This window comes from Legionella maceachernii (genome assembly GCF_900167045.1).
In the GTDB taxonomy this organism is placed as follows: domain Bacteria; phylum Pseudomonadota; class Gammaproteobacteria; order Legionellales; family Legionellaceae; genus Tatlockia; species Tatlockia maceachernii.
The window spans coordinates 18,699-38,013 of the sequence record NZ_FUXJ01000008.1 but is presented as its reverse complement, the minus strand read 5'-3'; the positions used below and the strand labels follow the sequence as shown (position 1 = coordinate 38,013).

Genomic DNA, 19,315 nt, shown 5'->3' with positions numbered 1-19,315 from the left:
ATGGAAATTCATAAATTGCTAAAAAGACAACTCAGCCGTACTGAATTTAGCATTGATGAACTACCTAAAGATTTAGGCAAATGGCAAGAATTTCTTTCCCACATTAATAAAACTTATCAAGAAAATGACCAAGACAGGTATTTATTAGAGCGCTCAATGGAAATTTCTTCTAAAGAAATGATGCTTTTGAATGAAAAACTTGAGAATGCACAGCATATAGGCCACCTTTGTTATTGGCAATATGATGGTAATTCAGATTATATTTTCGGTTCTAATGAGCTTTATAATATTTTTAATTTAAACCCATTAAAACCAGTATTTACTTATAAAGAATTTTTACAATTTATTCACGAAGATGATCAAGAAAACTTTCAACACTTAATGCACAGATCTTTATTTGATAAAGTGAATTTTGAATGCGAAATAAGGATTAAAAACCGTGAAAATGATTATGGTTGGTATCGTGTAATTGCTCATTATCAAGATCAAGTAAACCAACTAACAGGAATTATTATTGACATCAATCAGGATAAAAAAACAGAAGCTAAGATTAAAGAATTAAATCAGAAACTATTAATCACCGCACGCCGAGCTGGTATGTCAGAGGTTGCCACCACCATTTTGCATAATATAGGCAACATACTCAATAGCTCCAATATTTCTCTTAATGTATTAAAAGAAGATATGTCACAACCCTATTATGATAAACTTTTTAAAGTCGTCAATATGATTAGAGAAAATCTTCATGATCTTGCCACCTATATAACCCACGACAGTAAAGGAAAATTAATTCCTGAGTACCTGATTGCTCTCTCTGAATTAATTGAAAATAATCATCATAAAAATCAGATGGAAATGGAAAGCATTGAAAGGGATTTACAACACATTAAAGACATTGTATCCACTCAACAGTCTATTGGTGGAAAATCGAGCTTACCAGAGAAAATTTTTATCCCTGACTTGATAGACACAGCTTTACAAATGTCATCTAAACCTTCTCAAGATAAGTTCATTAAAATTGATATAAAAAGTATCGAATCTATTGATATTATTGCGGATAAATCTAAGCTACTGCAAATTCTTGTTAATCTAATCCAAAATGCAAAAGATGCCGTTTTAAAAAACTTAAATGTCAAAGAAAAGAAAATAGAGTTTATTGTTGATGGTAAAGAACCACAAAAAGTGGATATTCAAATCATCGATAACGGGATAGGCATTTCTCCAGAACAGCTTGAACGCATTTTTTCATTTGGCTTTACTACTAAAGAAAATGGTCATGGTTTTGGTTTACATAGTAGCGCCTTGTCAGCTCAGGATATGGGTGGCTCGCTCAGAGCGGAAAGTGCAGGCATTGGAAAAGGGGCTAAGTTTATTTTGACTTTGCCATCAGAAACGCAAGGCAATGAGGGAATAGTTCAATGAGTGAGGATCTACGCATTATAGTGATTGATGACAATCCTGCGATTCATCAGGATTTTAAAAAAGTGCTAACTGCTAGCGGACATTCTCAGGCTTTTGAACAGCTGGACGAAGAATTATTTGGTAAAAATAATTCAATGAGTCAAAATAATTTACTGCCTAATTTTGAAATTGATTCCGCAGAACAGGGGCATGAAGGCGTTGAAAAAATAAAATACGCTTTAGAACAGGGAAAACCTTACGCTCTCGCTTTTGTTGATATACGAATGCCCCCAGGCTGGGATGGACTCGAAACCATCATGCGAATCTGGGAAATTGATAAGGACATTCAAATTGTAATCTGCACCGCTTATTCGGATTATTCTTGGGAGGAAACCGTACAAAAATTAGGCGTCAGTGATAACCTACTTATTCTAAAAAAACCCTTCGATAAAATAGCAGTAAGACAACTTGCGTGTGTATTAACGCGCAAATGGCTATTAGCAAGGGAATCGAAAAACCACACTGAATTGCTTCATCGAATTGTCAATGAGCGCACTGAATCATTGCAACAATCGCTTTCTTTACTCAGAGCAACCATTGAGTCCTCCACTAACGGCATTTTAGTGGTGGATTTATCTGAAAAAATTGTTGATTACAATCAACAGTTTATAAAAATATGGAATGTTCCTCGGTCTATTTTAGAATCAAAAGACGCCAATTTACTCTTCGCCTTTATGTTGAATAAGTTACAAAAACCGAAAGAGTACCTCGAGCTAATTAATCGACTTTACGATCATATTGATGATCCCAGTCTTATTCTTTTGCAATTTAAAAAGAAAGAAAAAATCATTGAATGTTATTCACAACCACATCAAGTCAATACCACCACTGTAGGAAGAGTATGGAGTTTCCATGACATCACTGAACGCGCCTTTCTAGAACTAAAATTGGAACATCAGGCCACTCATGATTCATTAACTGATTTGCCCAATCGCGTGTTACTTATCGATCGCATTCAACAATCCATTGCCTCAGCCATTCGCCGAAAAAAACGCTTTGCTATCTTCTTTCTCGACTTGGATCGTTTCAAATTGATTAATGACAGCTTAAGTCACAAAGTGGGCGATGAATTACTGCTTGCCGTGTCAAAGCGGCTCTTAGCAGTGCTACGCAAAGAAGACACACTAGCTCGATTAGGTGGTGACGAATTTGTCATGATTATCCCCGAACTTGCCAACAACGAAAGTGTCGTGAATGTTGCCCAAAAAGTACTTACGTCTTTCAATCAACCCTTTTACATTGCTGGCCGCGAAATTCCAATTTCCACGAGCATCGGCATTAGCCTTTATCCCAGTGACGGCAAAAAAATAAATACCCTTTTGAGAAATGCAGACTTAGCCATGTACAATGCTAAAGAACAAGGGGGCAATCAATTTAAATTTTATATCCCAAAATTAAATCAAGATCTTGGCAAACGCTTACAGCAAGAAGCTGAATTACGACGAGCCATTGCTAATCACGAATTTTTCTTACTTTATCAACCTCAGTTTGATATGGAAGAAAATTATCTGGTTGGCGTAGAAGCACTCCTGCGTTGGCAACATCCGCAAAAAGGGACAATTTTACCTCTCGATTTTATCCCCATTGCTGAGGAAACCGGCCTTATTGTGCCTATTGGTGAATGGGTCATCCAGCAAGTCTGTGAGCAACTAAGCAGTTGGAAGAAAAACAATCTCCCTTTAGTCCGTATTTCAATCAATGTAACCACCCAGCAACTCAAGCAAACCCATTTCGCCACTACATTGGAAAGCTATTTGAAGCAATATGACGTGGACCCTCAATACTTAGAACTTGAAATCACTGAAAATGTCATTATCACCCATATTGAAATTCAGCAAATGATTCAACAGATTAAAAAACTGGGCGTGCAAATTGTTCTGGATGATTTTGGTACAGGAAATTCAAGCTTAAATTATCTTAAAAAACTGCATTTTGATCGCTTAAAAATCGATCAATCATTTGTGCAAAATATATCAAAATCACGAAGCGACGAAGTGATTATTGAAGCCATTATTGCAATGGCCCGTAGTTTCAATTTTCAAGTCTTAGCGGAAGGCGTCGAAACTCAAAAACAAATTAATTTCTTAAAAGAGAAAAATTGCGATGGCATACAGGGTTTCTTCTTAAGTAAACCCGTCCCACCTGACAAAATTACCAAGATTCTCAATAAAAAAGCCTCGGGAAACAGAGAGCGCTTATAATAATCCCCCGAGTAATCTATCGCTCAGGGGTACACTCACTTTGCACGATTGAAGTTGAGCGCTCACAAATCGAGACACACATGCGCTGCATGAATCACAGCAGCAATACGTCCAATCCGCGCTAGTGCGTGCGCTGATATCCCTTGCTCTTGTAATTGCCTAGTATGCGCACTCATGCAGGCACCACAACCATTTAAAATCGATACCGCAAGTGAAAATGTTTCAAAGGTTAAGCGATCGATACCGGGATTCATCATCCCTTGCATACGAAGACCTGCCGGAACTTGAGTGAGTTCTTTATGCTCGCTTAAATGGACAAATCGATAATAAATATTCGTCATTGCCATCAGGCTAGCAGCCAGTTTTGCCGCTTCTGCAACTTTTTCTTCTTGGTTAAGCTCGAGTAAATCAGCGATGAGTAACTTATTACCCAAATGATACGCCACAGCAAGTGCTGAGCCGATAATTTGCTGTTCAGTTAACCCATCCGTTTGCGTTAAATCCAATACCTTAGTCAAATTGAGACGCACGTCCTTGGCAAACGGGGGCAATTGTTGTTTAGTAATCTCTAGCATGATTATATCCTTCTTAAGCGGCGTGAATGGTTTCTTCGCCTTTCTTCCAGTTACATGGGCAAAGTTCATCGGTCTGTAAGGCATCCAAAACACGAAGAACCTCTTGTGGATTACGCCCCACATTGAGATCAGTAACCATCACAAAACGGGTAATACCTTCTGGATCCACAATAAAAGTGGCTCGTTGCGCAACGCCCTCCTGCTCATCAAGGATCCCTAAAGCTTGCGTTAACTCTCGTTTAATGTCAGCGAGCATGGGAAAAGGAAGTTCATGCAAATCCGGATGTTGATTTCGCCACGCCAAGTGCACAAATTCACTATCGATACTTGCTCCTAATAATTGCGCATCGCGATCACTGAATTCCTCATTGAGTTTACCAAACTCAGCAATTTCAGTGGGGCAAACAAACGTGAAATCTTTCGGCCAGAAAAACACCACTAACCATTTGCCCTGATAAGTCTCATTGGAAATCACCGCAAAAGCGTCTGTCATGGTATTGCTTACAGTAGCTTTAAGATGAAATTCAGGAAATTTATCGCCTACTTTAATCATTTTTTCTCTCCTCAAGTGGGTATACCCTAACTTTAGGAGAAATACATTCATAAGTAAAATCGAATATATTGATTACATTAATCAATATTAGCTATTGAAGTTTCCGTTTCTTTATTTGCTAACAAAAGCACGATGATACCAATGAGACTAAATAACACCGCCGGAATGGCTAAAGGTAATGTCGAGCTCACGGTTTTGGTAATAAGAAAATAACCGACGATGCCTGCAAATAAGAAACGTAAAGCCCCTACGGCTGCAGCCGCCGCTCCTTTGGCTTCTTCAAAAGGCGCCATCGCACCCCCTGACCCAGCGCCCATGCAAAAGGTTCCCCCAATCCCAATTAACAACATGGGGTAAATAAAATTATGAATGCTAAGACCCTGGGCTAGATACCAAATCAACATCCATAAGCCCCCTATTAAACTTAAAACATAACCCAAAAGACAGGTCTTAAAAATACTTAACCGTTCAACAATTGAACCACTAATAAAACTGCCAATGAGCAATGAAATCCCCATAAAACAAAAATAAAATCCGTATTGGGTTTGTGGAATTTCTAAAGTTCGAATGATTAAATACGGCGATAAAGCGCAAAATAAATAAAAATAACAATGGCCAAAAGCCGAAGCTAACGTATAAATTGCAAATTCTTGATTGCGAATGACATGAATGTATTGCCGAAACACCTGGGTGGTTAATCGCGTTCGTCTGTTGGCTGGTAAACTTTCCTCTAACCAAAAACCCACCGTCCCGATAGCAGGTATTGCCACCACTAATAACGCCCAAAAAGTCGCTGACCATCCCCAATATAAATCAATATAACTACCAATAAAAGTGGCGAAAATAGGAGAAAACGAAATCATACCGTTAAGAAAGCTATACGCCTTCGCACTTCTTTCACCAGCATAATGATCGCGTACTATAGCGAAACCAAGCACCATCATTCCACACGAACCCAGAGCTTGAATGACACGATAAACAACCAGCTCATTCACATTCGTTGCTAATCCGCAATAGACAGAGCCAAAAGCAAAACAAAATGCCATGAGGACACCGATTCTCCTGCGACCAAAATGATCGGAAATGGGTCCAATCACTAACTGCATCAAACCCGCACTTAGCATGAATAAATTAAGAGTCATTAACATTTGCGTGTCAGTGGCATGAAAATCTTTAGTCAGGTGAGGAATGGCTGGAACATAGATATCCATAGCTAGAGGAAGCGCTAAAACCATCGGCGTTAAGGCAATAATTAATTTGGCAAACATTAGATTTGACTCAGGCTTTTACGAGCACCTATTTTACCTCATAACGCCCCCTCAAAAAACTCCTCTTTCCTTCTTTTGTAAGTCCAATCATTGACATTAGTTATCGTTTGCGTAAGGAACTACAATGTAGATGGCTGTATTCGGTAACACAAGGGGTATAGAAACAATCGATTTTTCTGACACGTAAGCATTGCATTATTTGATTTCCCTTATCGACAAGGCAATATAGATGACGTATTATCAAGGAACTCTTTATGCCTTTACCGTCTGATTTTTCGCCAAATACGGCTGTTTTTGGTAGGGGCTAAGCATTTATTTTGATTTGATACCACTTGGAGTGAAAGCCATGGCTGCCGAGCAACTTGCGGCCTCTTTTGTCAGCCCACTGTCATTACCTGGCACCCACAAAATGCCACAAGGGTATTATCGTTCAAAATTATTTATTGCTCCTTTTACGACCAATCCTTTAGTTGCAGCAGCAGGGCCGATTCTCTCTTTGGTGGAGCGTTTGTATGTGACACCGTCGTTACCTCCCATTCATAGTATTCGTGAAAACATTGAACATGAATTGCGCGCGTTTCACAGCCGCTTGAACAGCAAAGCTTACACCGAAGAATTTGATGCCATTGCGCATTATTTGCTTTGCGCGACTATAGATGAATTGATTGGTAAAAATTACCTAAGACTTTATGGTAAACCCGCTGAATTCCAAGCATTTACTCCCTCATCGCACGGGGAAAAAGGACCTGAAAGCCGTTTTTTTGACATTGTAAACTACATTAAACAAAGACCTAATCAATACCTCGATTTACTCGAACTTGCTTATTATTGCCTTATTACAGGCTTTGAAGGTGAGCAGCATGGCCGAGCTGATGGTAGACAGGTATTGGATAATTTGCTCGAAGAATTGTATCAACTGATTAAACAACATCGAGTCAATAAATCGCATCGACTCTTTAACGAACAAAAAGGCGTTGAAAGTTTTCCTAAAAACCGTAAACCTTTAGTGGCAGTAAGTATTGTGGCTTTGAGTGTATTAACAGCCAGTTATTTTGTCAGTCAACTTCTTTTGGAAAAGCAGGCTAGAACAGTTCAGTTTGGACATACAGTAACCGCAAAACTGGATGATTGATGGATAGATCGTTAAGCGCGCTTTGTGACGCATTAAAAAAAATTTTTGGCCATTTAAAACCGCAGCACAATGCCATTTCTTTTCTCTTAATGACGGGCAAAATAAATCAAGGTAAAACCACCCTTCTGCGTCAAAGTAATTTTACCCACTATCCCGCCGACAATGAAACCAGTGCTAATCTTTTTTACAATCAGCAAGGTGTCATCTTAGAGCTCGGTGAATCCTGGCTAAATCAAACCGAAAACTTGATTGGCTATACTTTAAAACAATTAAACCGCTGCCATCGAAATGTCCGAATTTCTGGAATCATCCTATGCGTGGATTCAAGTGAATTGTTACTCGCAGAGCCAGTGCATCTTTTGGAGCTTTGCAAGTCACATGCTCAATTGCTTGAGCGGTTTGGTCAGGGTTTAGGATATGCTGTGGATACTGCCCTTTTACTGACTAAATTGGATGCCGTTGCTGGATTTTGTGATTTCTTTCAGTCCGATCACCCCACTGATTTAACGAAGCCTTTGGGCTTTTCTTTGGATAATGCGAAGCTAAGAAAAAAATTACTTGAAAATTACCGCCATCAATTTGATCAAATGCTTGAGCTATTAGGTCAACAAATTATCAATAAATTGCATCCTGCTCGCTCAACCGTTAAACGGACTCTGATTAGGGAATTTCCTCTTCAACTCACAACTCTACGCGTATCAGTTCAGTCTTTGATTCAAAATTTACCTTTACAACTCTTTCGTTTAAAAGCCATTTATTTTACGAGCGCTGAACAAGGCGGCCTTAGTATTGATCGTTTAAATAAAAAAATTCAGCATGAATATGCGTTGACGGTGCAAGATAAATTTCCTCAATCGAATAACTACCGCGCTTATTTCATCGAAGGTGCATTAAAAACGTTCCAGGAACAAACTAAGCGCTACATTCCGCAAATCAGTATTTCTCAGAAATGGTTAGCGGGTGTCGCAGCCGGAGGTGTCGGTTTGTCGCTGCTCTGGCTTGCTTACCACCACTTTAAAGCGACACAACTGCTCGATGAGGCGAGCAAAGAATTGCTTACTTACGAAGCATTACTTGGTCAATCCAATGAGAAAACATCGGCGCTCTATCATTTATCATTAGCAGCCTCCAAACTTGAGCAAATTCCTACTAATTTCTTTTCAGTTCCCACTATTGAGCACTTGAAAGCACAACTGAAAAATAATAATAAGCAGCGATTATATGATAATTTCATACCCGAATTGCTTGCCGACATAGAGCGCATTATTTCCGATCCCGTACAGACACAAATAGCCCGCTATGACGCCTTAAAAGTTTATCTCATGCTTGCCGAACCCGAGCATTATTCAGAATCAGAGGTCACTGATTGGTTTAAGCAATACTGGGCTGGCAATAATCAACAGAAAAACATCGATAAACAACTCGTATTACTGAAAAATGCGTTAAAACAACCGATGCAACCATTGCCTATTAACCGACAAATAGTCAGTGACGCACGCAATTACCTCAATGCCTTGCCTGCTACTTACCTGTATTACTCACTTGCTAAAAATCATTTTTCTCAAGAAAAACAGAAAATTACGGTGGAAGGCTTTGAATTAGCCTCACAAGATTTGCCTCACTATTACACAAAAGAAGGCTTCAAAGAAGTCGTTGCCAAACTTCCGACAGTTGCAACTCAACTACAACGTGAAAATTGGGTTCTTGCTCGCCAAGATCTTGATAATCTACCCGCTTTACTGGAAGAGGCTTACAGCTATGAGTACGTGACTTGGTGGCAGAATTTTATTCGCCATACTCAGCCGCAGCATTACCAAGATTATCAACAAGCACGTAAATTGACTTTAAGCTTGCATCAATCCAATGCCGTCGCTAAATTGATTGAACTTATTCAGCAGCAAACTGGCCCAGAACTCAGTGACAACTCGAGCCGATTTAATGAAAAAGTAGCTTATCAATTTACTAATTTAAATTTAATGACCGCTTCCGCTACGAATGAATTAACTCAGAATATTAACGAGCTTGAAAAATTCTTGACGACACTCTCTTTAATTAATGACCAAGGCAGAACAGCTTTTGAATTAACCAAATCAAGGTTTCAAGGAGGATCGCTTTCTGATCCGTTGAGCATGCTCTACAACCGTTCACGACAGCTTCCAGAACCCGTCTCAACTTGGGCAAAACAATTAGCCGATGACACTTGGTTTATTTTTATTAATGAAAGTAAAAACTACCTTAATAAGCAATGGCAACAAATGGTTTACAGAGAATACCAAACAACCATTGCCAATCGTTATCCCTTGGATTCTTCACAATCAAGCGAAGTCAATCTTGCTGATTTTGATCACTTCTTTTCGCCGCACGGAACGCTTAATTCATTTGTCAATAATTACATTAAACCGTTTTTAGATACCTCAATACCCCAATGGCAGCCCAAAGAGTTAAACGGCTATGTGTTACCCATATCAAGCGATATTATTAATGAGTTAATACGGGCGAATGTGATTTCCAACATGTTCTTCCCTAACAATACAGAGACCAGTAAAATTGAATTCAGTTTACAGAAAATTAGCTTAGATCCTGTCGTTTCGAATTTGCAACTGACCATCGGTCAAACCAAACTTACTGATAATCAAAACTCCGACTCTTACACGCAATTTAGCTGGCCCCAAAACGACGCGAGGTTAATGCTCTATTCCATCGAAGGCAATCACTACGAACTTGAGGAAACAGGACCATGGGCCTTCTTTAAGATGCTTCAGAAAGTTAACGTCTTAGTGGATGGCAATGACAGCTCAAGCTTGCAAATCCTGTTTGAAGTGAATGGGAACTCAGGCCGGTACGTGTTAAAAACACAAAATCAAATTAATCCATTTAGCCCAGGTATTTTGTCCGGCTTTGTTCTTAAACAAGAAGTGACTTAATAGTATGTTAATATGGCCAAACAAAAAAAACTCTTTTTAGAACAACGCTGGCATGAGCAATCTATAGAAGGAACTCTTACAACGTTAAATGCTACAGAGTCCGGTCTAAACAGCGAAGAGTCTCAAACCAGATTGAAATCTTATGGTTTCAATCGCTTCCCAGAACCCCAAAGAAAAAGTGCTTTTTCCCGCTTCTTGCTCCAGTTTCACAACATACTGATATATGTATTATTAGCGGCTGCATTAGTGACCTCCTTCTTGCAACACTGGGTAGACACTACGGTTATTCTAGCCGTTGTCGTCATCAATGCCCTGATTGGGTTTATCCAGGAAGGAAAAGCCGAAAAAGCACTGGAAGCGATTCGAAAAATGTTGTCTCCTACTGCTACTGTATTACGAGACGGGACGCGACGACGGGTTGCTGGAGAAGAACTTGTGCCAGGCGATATTGTCTTTTTAGAAGCCGGAGATAAGGTTCCCGCAGATTTACGCTTAATAAAATCTCATGGGCTCACTATTCAGGAAGCCATCTTGACAGGCGAATCGATTCCTATTGAAAAAAGCATCGATCCTATTCCTGGGGATGCAGTACTGGGCGATCGATTTTGCATGGCTTTTAGCGGAACCTTGGTAACCAATGGCCAAGGCAAAGGTATTGTAGTAGCCACAGGGACATCGACCCAAATTGGACAGATAAGCGGGCTGTTATCAACAATTGAACCCTTGGCTACACCGTTAGTCCTACAAATGGGACAATTCGCAAAATGGCTCACTTTATTCATTCTACTGATTGCCGCACTCCTCCTAGTTTATGGCTATTTTGTTCAGCATCATCCATTTGCGGAATTGTTTATGGTAATCGTTGGTTTATCTGTTGCAGCAATTCCTGAAGGTCTTCCTGCTGTCCTTTCAATTGCCTTAGCCCTTGGCGTGCAGGCGATGGCCCGAAGGCAGATGATTGTACGCCGCCTTCCCGCAATTGAAACATTGGGCTCAGTATCGGTTATCTGTACCGACAAAACCGGCACACTGACGCTTAATGAAATGGCTGTTGCTTCAGTTTTAACCGACAACCAGTTGTTTACTTTGGCTGGCATCGGCTATGAACCCCAAGGAACGGTTACTTTAGATGGGCAAGTAATTGATTGTGATGGATATCCTCTACTTAAGCAACTCGCGCGAGCTGCAGTGCTTTGTAATGATGCTGCACTTCATTCACAAGAAGGTAATTGGATTGCGGAGGGCGATCCCATGGAAGCTGCCCTGCTTGCATTTGCAGGTAAAATAGGGCTTACTCAACAAGAAGAAAATGCTGCCTGGGTTCGTACCGATGTAATAGCCTTCGATGCCAAGCATCGTTTCATGGCCACCCTCCATCATGACCATTTGCAACATGCGCTGCTCCTGGTTAAAGGGGCACCCGAACAGATTTTAAAGATGTGTCAAAATCAACAAACCACCAGTGGAGAAGTACAGCCTCTAAACGAAGCTTACTGGAATGAACAAATGGGACAGGTAGCCACCCTAGGGCAGAGAGTACTCGCTTTTGCAGTTAAAGAGGCAAAACCAGAACATACTGTTTTGGAGTTCGCGGATGTTGATTGCAATTTGACGTTACTTGGAATGGTTGGGCTAATTGATCCTCCTAGGCCTGAGGCGGTTGCAGCGGTAGCTCGATGCCATACGGCAGGTATTGGGGTCAAAATGATTACCGGTGACCATGCCGCGACGGCAATAGCTATAGGTCGTCAAATAGGACTTAGAAACGTAGAAAAAGTATTAACAGGCCTAGATTTGGATAACATGGATGATGCGATACTCAAAAATGCTGTATTGGAAACTGATATTTTTGCACGTACAAGTCCCGAACATAAGCTAAGGCTTGTCATGGCACTGCAATCCAATGGGATGATTGTAGCTATGACTGGCGATGGAGTGAATGACGCCCCCGCATTAAAACGAGCAGATGCAGGAATTGCCATGGGGAGGAAAGGAAGTGAAGCCGCCAAAGAAGCAGCTGAATTTGTACTAGTGGATGACAATTTTGCCTCTATTGTAGCTGCTGTTCGTGAGGGCCGTACTGTTTACGACAACCTTAAAAAGGTCATTAGCTGGACTTTACCCACTAATGCAGGCGAAGCAATGACCATTATTTTAGCGATACTCTTTGGACTTAGCATACCTGTCACAGCAATCCAGATTTTATGGATTAACTTAATTACCGCAATCACTTTGGGGATTGCCTTGGCTTTCGAACCCACGGAAGAAGGAACTATGGACCGTCCGCCGCGTTCTCGAAATGAACCACTTCTTACTGGCAGTTTGGTATGGCATATGATCTTAGTTTCGATTTTATTTATCGGTAGCGTTTTCGGTATCTATTTTTATGCGCTCGATCGAGGTTATTCACTTAAGTTAGCCCACACGATCGCTTTGAATACTTTAGTTGTCCTTGAAATTTTTCATCTGTTTTATATTCGCAACATTTACAGCACTTCACTCACATGGAAAGCAGTACAGGGAACTAAAGTGGTGTGGATGTCAGTCATTGTAATTACAGGGGCACAGTTTGCAATCACCTACCTCCCTCCCTTGCAAACTCTATTTGCAACTCAGAGTATCCCTTTTTGGGATGGGGTAATTATCGTGATAACTGGGGCTATATTTTTTGCTGTGATTGAAATTGAAAAACAACTTCGCTTAAGGATAAGTGCTATCTGTAATGCCCCCCAATCAAATCGGTCCACTAGTTATTAACAAAAATAACAAGTAAGGACTAGTAACATGACTATACCCACAGCTATCGAAACCCAACGAATTATATGTTCTACTTCAAAGAAACGGCATTGGACCGTCTTTGAGACCTTAGCATAATACTTTTAACCAGGGTAACCGCATCGTGCGCCACGAGGCAGTTACCCTGACTTTTAATCTTGATAAGTGGAATCTAATGTAATATTTTTATCAATGATCAAACCCATTTTTTGTACTTCCCCGGTAAAGCTTTCTATGTTTGAGTGGGTACAAAGCTCGACATCCTCTTGAAATGTCATTCCATTAATTGAAGCTCCTTTTTTAAAAACCAGACATCCTCTTGAACTAAAAAAAAGATATTGAACATAATTGGGTGCATGGGTTACTGTTTGAATATCACCATTATTATTTTTTATAGTAAAAGTACCGTTCCAATCTTTAGTGCCAGCAAAACTTGTGAGCCCTAAAAATCCTAATATCGAAGCCATAGCTGTTTGCTTTATTTTCATTTTTTATCCTTACTATTTCTGAAAAACGCCAATTCTATCAAAAATGTCATTTATTTTTTATCACTAATTTATTTCCTAGGTATTTAACCCCAAAAAATCAAAACTCTTTTTGCTGATTCACTTAATATTCGTTACAAATAAATACGAACTTATAAAAGCTAACGAGCCATTAACTTGCCGCGCCTAAGATCAGTGTTATTCATATCAACTAGTCAACCAATTATTTTTCTTAAGAGAGAGTAATTTGCAATTCACTAGATTTCAAACAAAAATGCGAAATGCAATCATTTACGTTTAATCATGGAAAATCACTAAAAAAACAATGCCTTCCCATATAAAATTCAAAAAATCACGCTTTATGATCATGACCTCATCAGGAATTAATCATGAGTTAGACAAGATGCTCGAAAAAACCTTTACGAACCACCTGTCTTTACCCTACTTCACAATCTCTAGAACAACATCAAGCACATTGATTAGTGAAGATAATACCATTGCCTCAAAAGCAGCAATCCTCATACTGAATTGATTGGGCTGTATCGCTAATATTGCCATTAACGGCCATGAAGCTAAGAAGGAAAATTTTGAAGATTAGTTTGTTAAGCTACCTGTGCGGCAGTGAACGGCTTTTAGCAAGACATCTAAAAGACAAGCATTTTCTAAGCTGCCTGTGCGGCAGTGAACGATCATTATCAAATTTTGCCCTAACTTTAGCATTTCTAAGCTGCCTGTGCGGCAGTGAACTTATATGACCTGTTATTATCCCCTGCAAGCTTTTTCTAAGCTGCCTGTGCGGCAGTGAACTGCGTTAATCATAAAGGCTTCCTTAGTTTTTTTTTCTAAGCTGCCTGTGCGGCAGTGAACCTAAGGTTCGCGCAAAGTTTGATAATGATCCTTTTCTAAGCTGCCTGTGCGGCAGTGAACGAACGAGAAAAATCATGTGCACGAATCATGCCTTTCTAAGCTGCCTGTGCGGCAGTGAACCCGAAAATATATGCTCATATTCTTTGTCTGATTTTCTAAGCTGCCTGTGCGGCAGTGAACTAATCATAGCATTTGAAATTAAAAATGTATTTTTTCTAAGCTGCCTGTGCGGCAGTGAACGATACGCACTTAAAACCAAGAGGAGATGTAAATTCTAAGCTGCCTGTGCGGCAGTGAACTCTGCGGAACAATATAATCAGTCGAATCATCATTTCTAAGCTGCCTGTGCGGCAGTGAACTAAAAGCTTAGGTTTAGCTCTTGATTTTGTTGTTTCTAAGCTGCCTGTGCGGCAGTGAACTTCGAGGAGCTTTGTTGTAATTTTCTCGTCAATTTCTAAGCTGCCTGTGCGGCAGTGAACCATCATCAACTTTAATATCACCGTATTTTTTATTTCTAAGCTGCCTGTGCGGCAGTGAACATTAGGGGATTTATGCGCGGAAAATCCGCATTTTTCTAAGCTGCCTGTGCGGCAGTGAACTTCGAGGAGCTTTGTTGTAATTTTCTCGTCAATTTCTAAGCTGCCTGTGCGGCAGTGAACGCTCATCAACAACAGCTTTAACACGCTCCATATTTCTAAGCTGCCTGTGCGGCAGTGAACGTAACTCTACAGCAGGACCCTTCTGAGGCCAGGTTTCTAAGCTGCCTGTGCGGCAGTGAACGTTGTTTTTTTAGAATCTTTTGATATTCTTTCTTTCTAAGCTGCCTGTGCGGCAGTGAACCCATAACTGCTCAAGAATATCCGAGCGATACATTTCTAAGCTGCCTGTGCGGCAGTGAACTTAATGATGTTTCCTGGCAGACTAACCCAGTCTTTCTAAGCTGCCTGTGCGGCAGTGAACTCCTGTTAATGATGTCTCCTGGCAGACTAACCTTTCTAAGCTGCCTGTGCGGCAGTGAACTCAGTCCGCCCCATTACATCAAGTGGAAAGTTTTTCTAAGCTGCCTGTGCGGCAGTGAACCGTCGCTTGGCTCAGCTATCCCCTCGCTTATTTTTCTAAGCTGCCTGTGCGGCAGTGAACTTATTACTGGTCGTTTTCGTTCTAATGCTACCTTTCTAAGCTGCCTGTGCGGCAGTGAACCCAGATTATATTAAAAATATTCGATATTCTTAATATACTTAGCTAAAAATACCCAGAATTACCAATGAAAATCATGCCTTTCCTAACCTATTGATTTTATTATATTTTTAAAGAGCAGCAAAAATAAAGGCTAAAAATTCGGTAATGTTGACGTAGCGCTTAAACCGTAACAACTAAAACCATTGTTTATCAGCTCATGAGCAACTTCTTTTATAATGAAAATTTTGAAGCTCTCTCCCGAACTATTGCTCGATATATTGATATAAGGCGCATTTATTAATTGCTCTTTTCGATTTTTAAGTAATTCTAATGCTTGGTCAAAACTAATGGCTTCGTACTTCGCTTTTCTCCTTGCCAATCGTTCCAAATTTGACTTAGACTGCTTTCTTTTAAAACGAACATAGGAGCATATATTTTGTGGCACCTCCCGGATACTAGTGATGTGCGTGTAATCAGACAAAAAATTTAGCCATTTTTTCGCATTAAAATTTTCTAGCACCACTTTGTCTTCCGCGAATATGCGAAGTTTACTGCCTAAGCTGCATAATTCATTGCTATATTCTGGAAATGAAATTCCAATGGGTGACAAACCATGATAGTTTTGTATAGCAACCAATCCTAAATGGATCTGTTTATAAACCTTTCCCCATAAGAAATAGTGGCCAATATCTGCACCAGGTATTAATGTTATATCCAGATAAAAATTCATGCTCAATCCTTACCGCTCTCGCCAAAAACTCCTCCTCTTACTAATACTGCCATGACGTAATGTTCCTGCGCTTCTGTTTCTAATGGCTCTCCACGAGCAAACTTATCAAATAAAGTAAAAAAATCTGATTTGTTTTTAGGGTTCCGATAAGCTATTCCTAAATTGGTAACTGCCCCATAAGGTTCAATAGCGATAGGGCCTGTCGTCACTTCCTCAAAATCAGGATACCAAGTATCAATACTTCTTAGGGCATTGCCAATCTTTTGTGAGTGCATTCCGGCTATATTATTAATTTGATAGAGTATTTTACTTTTCTTATTTTTATTATTACTTTTGTCCAAAATGAGCTCTTCACTCGGGTAAACTTCTTGTGCTTTGCCGATCTGGGCATAAGCATTAATATCTAAAAGTAAAAACGGAATTTCCCCGGAAAGTGCTTGTGCAATCTTTTTTGCCAAGGAATTGACATCCTCATCATTGACATCGAAATCAAATAAGCTAAATTTAGTCGAATCAAACGTCCAAGACTGAATTCCTGTGGCATTTAAAACTTGCACTTTAACCTCAATTTTTTCTGCGCCCACCCGATTTCGCCATAAGAAACGAGCATTCGCGATATTAAGCGCATAACGTTTCGCAAGCTCACTAAAACCGGTATGTTGGATGTAGTTTTTTACAGCAGCTTTATAACTTTCATTGAAACCAGCATTATTAGATGCCGAGGGCTTTTCAATATTACTTAATACTTTCAAAGTAAATTGAATTTTTAAGGTGTCCTGATTTTCGCTCAATGAACAGCAGTCCACTTTTTGCAAATTAGGCTTTTCCACTTCAGCATCTAATTTTGCTGGATCCGCTTGCATGGCTTTCTTTAGACGATTAGAAATAGTACCTCGCACCGATTTTTCCATTAGCGTCAGGGGGAAGGCATTCGTGTATCGATCTTCCCATGTCGTGCCATAAAAAAAACCGTCAGACGGGACTAATTTTTTTTCAAAAGCAAGTACGGTTGCTACATTATCATTTCTGGCCATAATCTTCCCTTCTATTAAGTCATAGGTTTTGTTGACAAAGATATAAGTCCTTTTCAGTTTCAACGTGATAATGCCACAGCATTTCATCAAGATGCCTGATCTGGTATACCATTTTAAACTCCCCGAGTGTCAAGATACTTTCAGCAAAACGGTGAAGAATGGTAGGATCACGTTGATTCTCCGCTTTTCCTAAAGCTGAGACACCATAAAATCCTGTGGCTATCGGGACTATCCATCCTGGTATTTTACGTTTACTCGTCCATTCAATTTTTCCATCCTCATCCTGCTCACTGCGATGCATCACTTTAAGATATTCAATAATCGCATCAAGGGCATCTTGGCTATTAGCCATGGCCTCTACCATGAGATCACGACGCTCAATAATCACATAGCCCGGCATGAGTCTTCGTACCAGCTTTTTTAAATCCTTTTCTTCTGCAATTTTAAGTATTTCAGGCGTTTTTAATTCCAAAATATCGCCACCTGAAATCTTTACATTAGTCTGTAGTTCGTTTTCAATCGTTTTAATGAATGTAACCTCTTCCGTTTTTTTAACCCCTTCGCATTCGATAACTAGGGAAGCGATTAAATGGCATCTTCCTTCTTCGATAAAAGAAGAGCGCTCACCCAGTTTATTTAAAGGATTCCCTGTACCTATGATTGAATAAACGAAATCACCCTCATCTTTATGGATATGTAAGACAAAATCATGGCATATTACCGCCGAACTTTTAAAAAAAGTGTCTAGGAACCCATTCTTGATTAACTGCCGTTGCAGGGCATGCACTGCCCCTAACCAGGCCGTCATCGCTGGAAAACCAATCGTATAAGGACTCGATAAAGCATTTGCATTTTGAATTTTTATGTAGGGAATCAATAAAACGCTTTTCATCGTAAATCCTCTTTATTGTTTTCTATGAGGGATTTTATATAAGTAAATTCAGGATCTGCCAGAAATATAGCATGGTTGCCATATAAGGTTTTATAAGCGTAAATAAACCAGTGTGCAAATTCAGAAACAATTTTGTCCAGCCATTCATCATTTTTCAAGCGATCTTCTTTATAAGCGTCATCAAGCCATATTTTTTGATGCATGGGTAGATCAGTGTATTGCTCTTTTGCAGACCATCCTTCCTCTTCAAGACGGATGGACCACTGCATTTCGATTACTTTATCAATAATTATTTGTAGCCGGATTTTTAAACCATCCCGAATATTTCGATTGTTATAGTCAGTCTTTAACAATTGGTGCACTGGTTTAAATTCATCGGCAAACGATTTCGGCGGCAGCAAATTTTTAAAGAAATGCCTTTTGGGTAACCAGCGCTTCTTTATTAACGAGGGTGGTATACAAGGTAAAAGATAAGCCTTTCCCCCATAAGTACTATTTAATACACTAATATTTTGAGGTTTAGTGCCTCCAAAACCTATCATCACCAAGCCATATAGATCGTCAAAACCCATTTCGTTGAAAACGTTTTTGCGCTTATCTTCCCGCGCTTGCTTGGTTTGCTCAGAAAATCTGATTTCTTGTATACGCTTTCTAAGCTCAAATAGTAATCCGGAAGGGGTTAAAATAGATAATAAATGATAACTATCCGCTACAGGAAAGTAGACTTGCTTGATTTTTCCACTCGTTACAATCCTATCATCTGATTTTTTAATAGACAAAAAATCTGTTCTTAACTTCTCAAATGAAGCGGATGAAATTCGAAATTCATCTTGTATTTTTTGAGTATTTGACTCCAAATGACGTAAGATTGTCTGCCCATCATTTAAAACCAATGACAAAAACTTAAATACATCTAATGCTGCAGCATTGCCAATTACGTCTGTATCCATATGCACATTGCCAGTTCGTAGGAATCCATCGGCGTCCCTTCTCATCTCAGCAACAACTGAACTAATCTTCGCATCCGGATGACTAAATTTAGGAGGATGGGTCGCAATCCTTAATTGATCCGCTTTTTTTGCCGCACCTGGCAACCAGTTTTCGAGCATAAATTCCTGGCTGGCTTCGTGCTCAATTTGAAATATTTCTTCTGAGGTCATGCCCGATTTAATTTTCTTTTTAATCCGCTCGTCTTTTCTATCAGACAGAAATTTCCTAATTGACTCATCCAAAGTACCA

13 protein-coding genes and 1 CRISPR repeat array are annotated in these 19,315 nt (G+C 39.7%); of the genes, 5 read left to right on the top strand and 8 right to left on the bottom strand.

The window, feature by feature from the left end; translation table 11 throughout:
- Together B5D33_RS08090 and B5D33_RS08085 are read left to right on the top strand one after the other, a co-directional pair.
- Entirely contained in the window at positions 1-1,422 is a 1,422-nt protein-coding gene (locus tag B5D33_RS08090; RefSeq protein ID WP_058450958.1) for a sensor histidine kinase, read from the top strand.
- Positions 1,419-3,662, top strand: a complete 2,244-nt coding sequence (locus tag B5D33_RS08085; protein WP_058450959.1) for a GGDEF/EAL domain-containing response regulator — start codon at positions 1,419-1,421, stop codon at positions 3,660-3,662. The genes B5D33_RS08090 and B5D33_RS08085 overlap by 4 nt, the downstream gene beginning before the upstream one ends.
- 62 nt (positions 3,663-3,724) lie before the next feature.
- Here the strand turns inward: B5D33_RS08085 and B5D33_RS08080 are convergent, their stop codons facing one another.
- From B5D33_RS08080 to B5D33_RS08070, 3 genes are all read right to left on the bottom strand, one after another.
- Entirely contained in the window at positions 3,725-4,237 is a 513-nt protein-coding gene (locus B5D33_RS08080; RefSeq protein WP_058450960.1) for a carboxymuconolactone decarboxylase family protein, read from the bottom strand.
- A 13-nt stretch (positions 4,238-4,250) separates the two neighbouring features.
- On the bottom strand, positions 4,251-4,790 hold the full coding sequence (locus tag B5D33_RS08075; RefSeq protein WP_058450961.1) for a peroxiredoxin: 540 nt from the start codon (positions 4,788-4,790) through the stop codon (positions 4,251-4,253).
- 77 nt (positions 4,791-4,867) lie between these two features.
- Positions 4,868-6,058 carry a multidrug effflux MFS transporter gene (locus B5D33_RS08070; RefSeq protein ID WP_058450962.1) on the bottom strand — a complete coding sequence of 397 codons (1,191 nt, stop codon included), beginning with the start codon at positions 6,056-6,058 and terminating at the stop codon, positions 4,868-4,870.
- Positions 6,059-6,404: 346 nt separating this feature from the next.
- Here B5D33_RS08070 and icmH point away from each other — a divergent pair, with 346 nt between their 5' ends.
- The 3 genes from icmH to B5D33_RS08055 are packed head-to-tail and all read left to right on the top strand — an operon-like array spanning position 6,405 to position 12,871.
- Entirely contained in the window at positions 6,405-7,190 is a 786-nt protein-coding gene (gene icmH / locus B5D33_RS08065; protein ID WP_058450963.1) for a type IVB secretion system protein IcmH/DotU, read from the top strand.
- Entirely contained in the window at positions 7,190-10,114 is a 2,925-nt protein-coding gene (gene icmF / locus B5D33_RS08060) for a type IVB secretion system protein IcmF (RefSeq protein WP_058450964.1), read from the top strand. Before icmH ends, icmF begins: the two co-directional genes overlap by 1 nt.
- A 12-nt stretch (positions 10,115-10,126) precedes the next feature.
- Complete coding sequence (locus tag B5D33_RS08055) at positions 10,127-12,871, top strand: cation-transporting P-type ATPase (RefSeq protein WP_058450965.1); 2,745 nt, start codon at positions 10,127-10,129, stop codon at positions 12,869-12,871.
- 170 nt (positions 12,872-13,041) lie between these two features.
- On the opposite strand, the gene B5D33_RS08050 is transcribed toward B5D33_RS08055, so the two are convergent.
- The 5 genes from B5D33_RS08050 to csy1 form a co-directional block, all read right to left on the bottom strand.
- Positions 13,042-13,377 carry a hypothetical protein gene (locus B5D33_RS08050; protein ID WP_058450966.1) on the bottom strand — a complete coding sequence of 112 codons (336 nt, stop codon included), beginning with the start codon at positions 13,375-13,377 and terminating at the stop codon, positions 13,042-13,044.
- Between the two features lie 596 nt (positions 13,378-13,973).
- Positions 13,974-15,441: a CRISPR direct-repeat array (repeat unit 28 nt; unit sequence TTTCTAAGCTGCCTGTGCGGCAGTGAAC).
- A 130-nt stretch (positions 15,442-15,571) separates the two neighbouring features.
- Positions 15,572-16,150 (bottom strand): type I-F CRISPR-associated endoribonuclease Cas6/Csy4, encoded by a 579-nt coding sequence (cas6f, locus tag B5D33_RS08045; protein ID WP_058451365.1) that lies wholly within the window; start codon positions 16,148-16,150, stop codon positions 15,572-15,574.
- Between the two features lie 2 nt (positions 16,151-16,152).
- Positions 16,153-17,184 carry a type I-F CRISPR-associated protein Csy3 gene (csy3, locus tag B5D33_RS08040; RefSeq protein ID WP_058451364.1) on the bottom strand — a complete coding sequence of 344 codons (1,032 nt, stop codon included), beginning with the start codon at positions 17,182-17,184 and terminating at the stop codon, positions 16,153-16,155.
- A gap of 19 nt (positions 17,185-17,203) precedes the next feature.
- Positions 17,204-18,076: a type I-F CRISPR-associated protein Csy2 gene (gene csy2 / locus B5D33_RS08035; RefSeq protein ID WP_058451363.1), complete on the bottom strand. Its 873-nt coding sequence runs from the start codon at positions 18,074-18,076 to the stop codon at positions 17,204-17,206.
- Positions 18,073-19,308, bottom strand: coding sequence for a type I-F CRISPR-associated protein Csy1 (csy1, locus tag B5D33_RS08030; RefSeq protein ID WP_058451362.1), 1,236 nt, complete (start codon positions 19,306-19,308; stop codon positions 18,073-18,075). Before csy1 ends, csy2 begins: the two co-directional genes overlap by 4 nt.
- Positions 19,309-19,315: the final 7 nt, after the last annotated feature.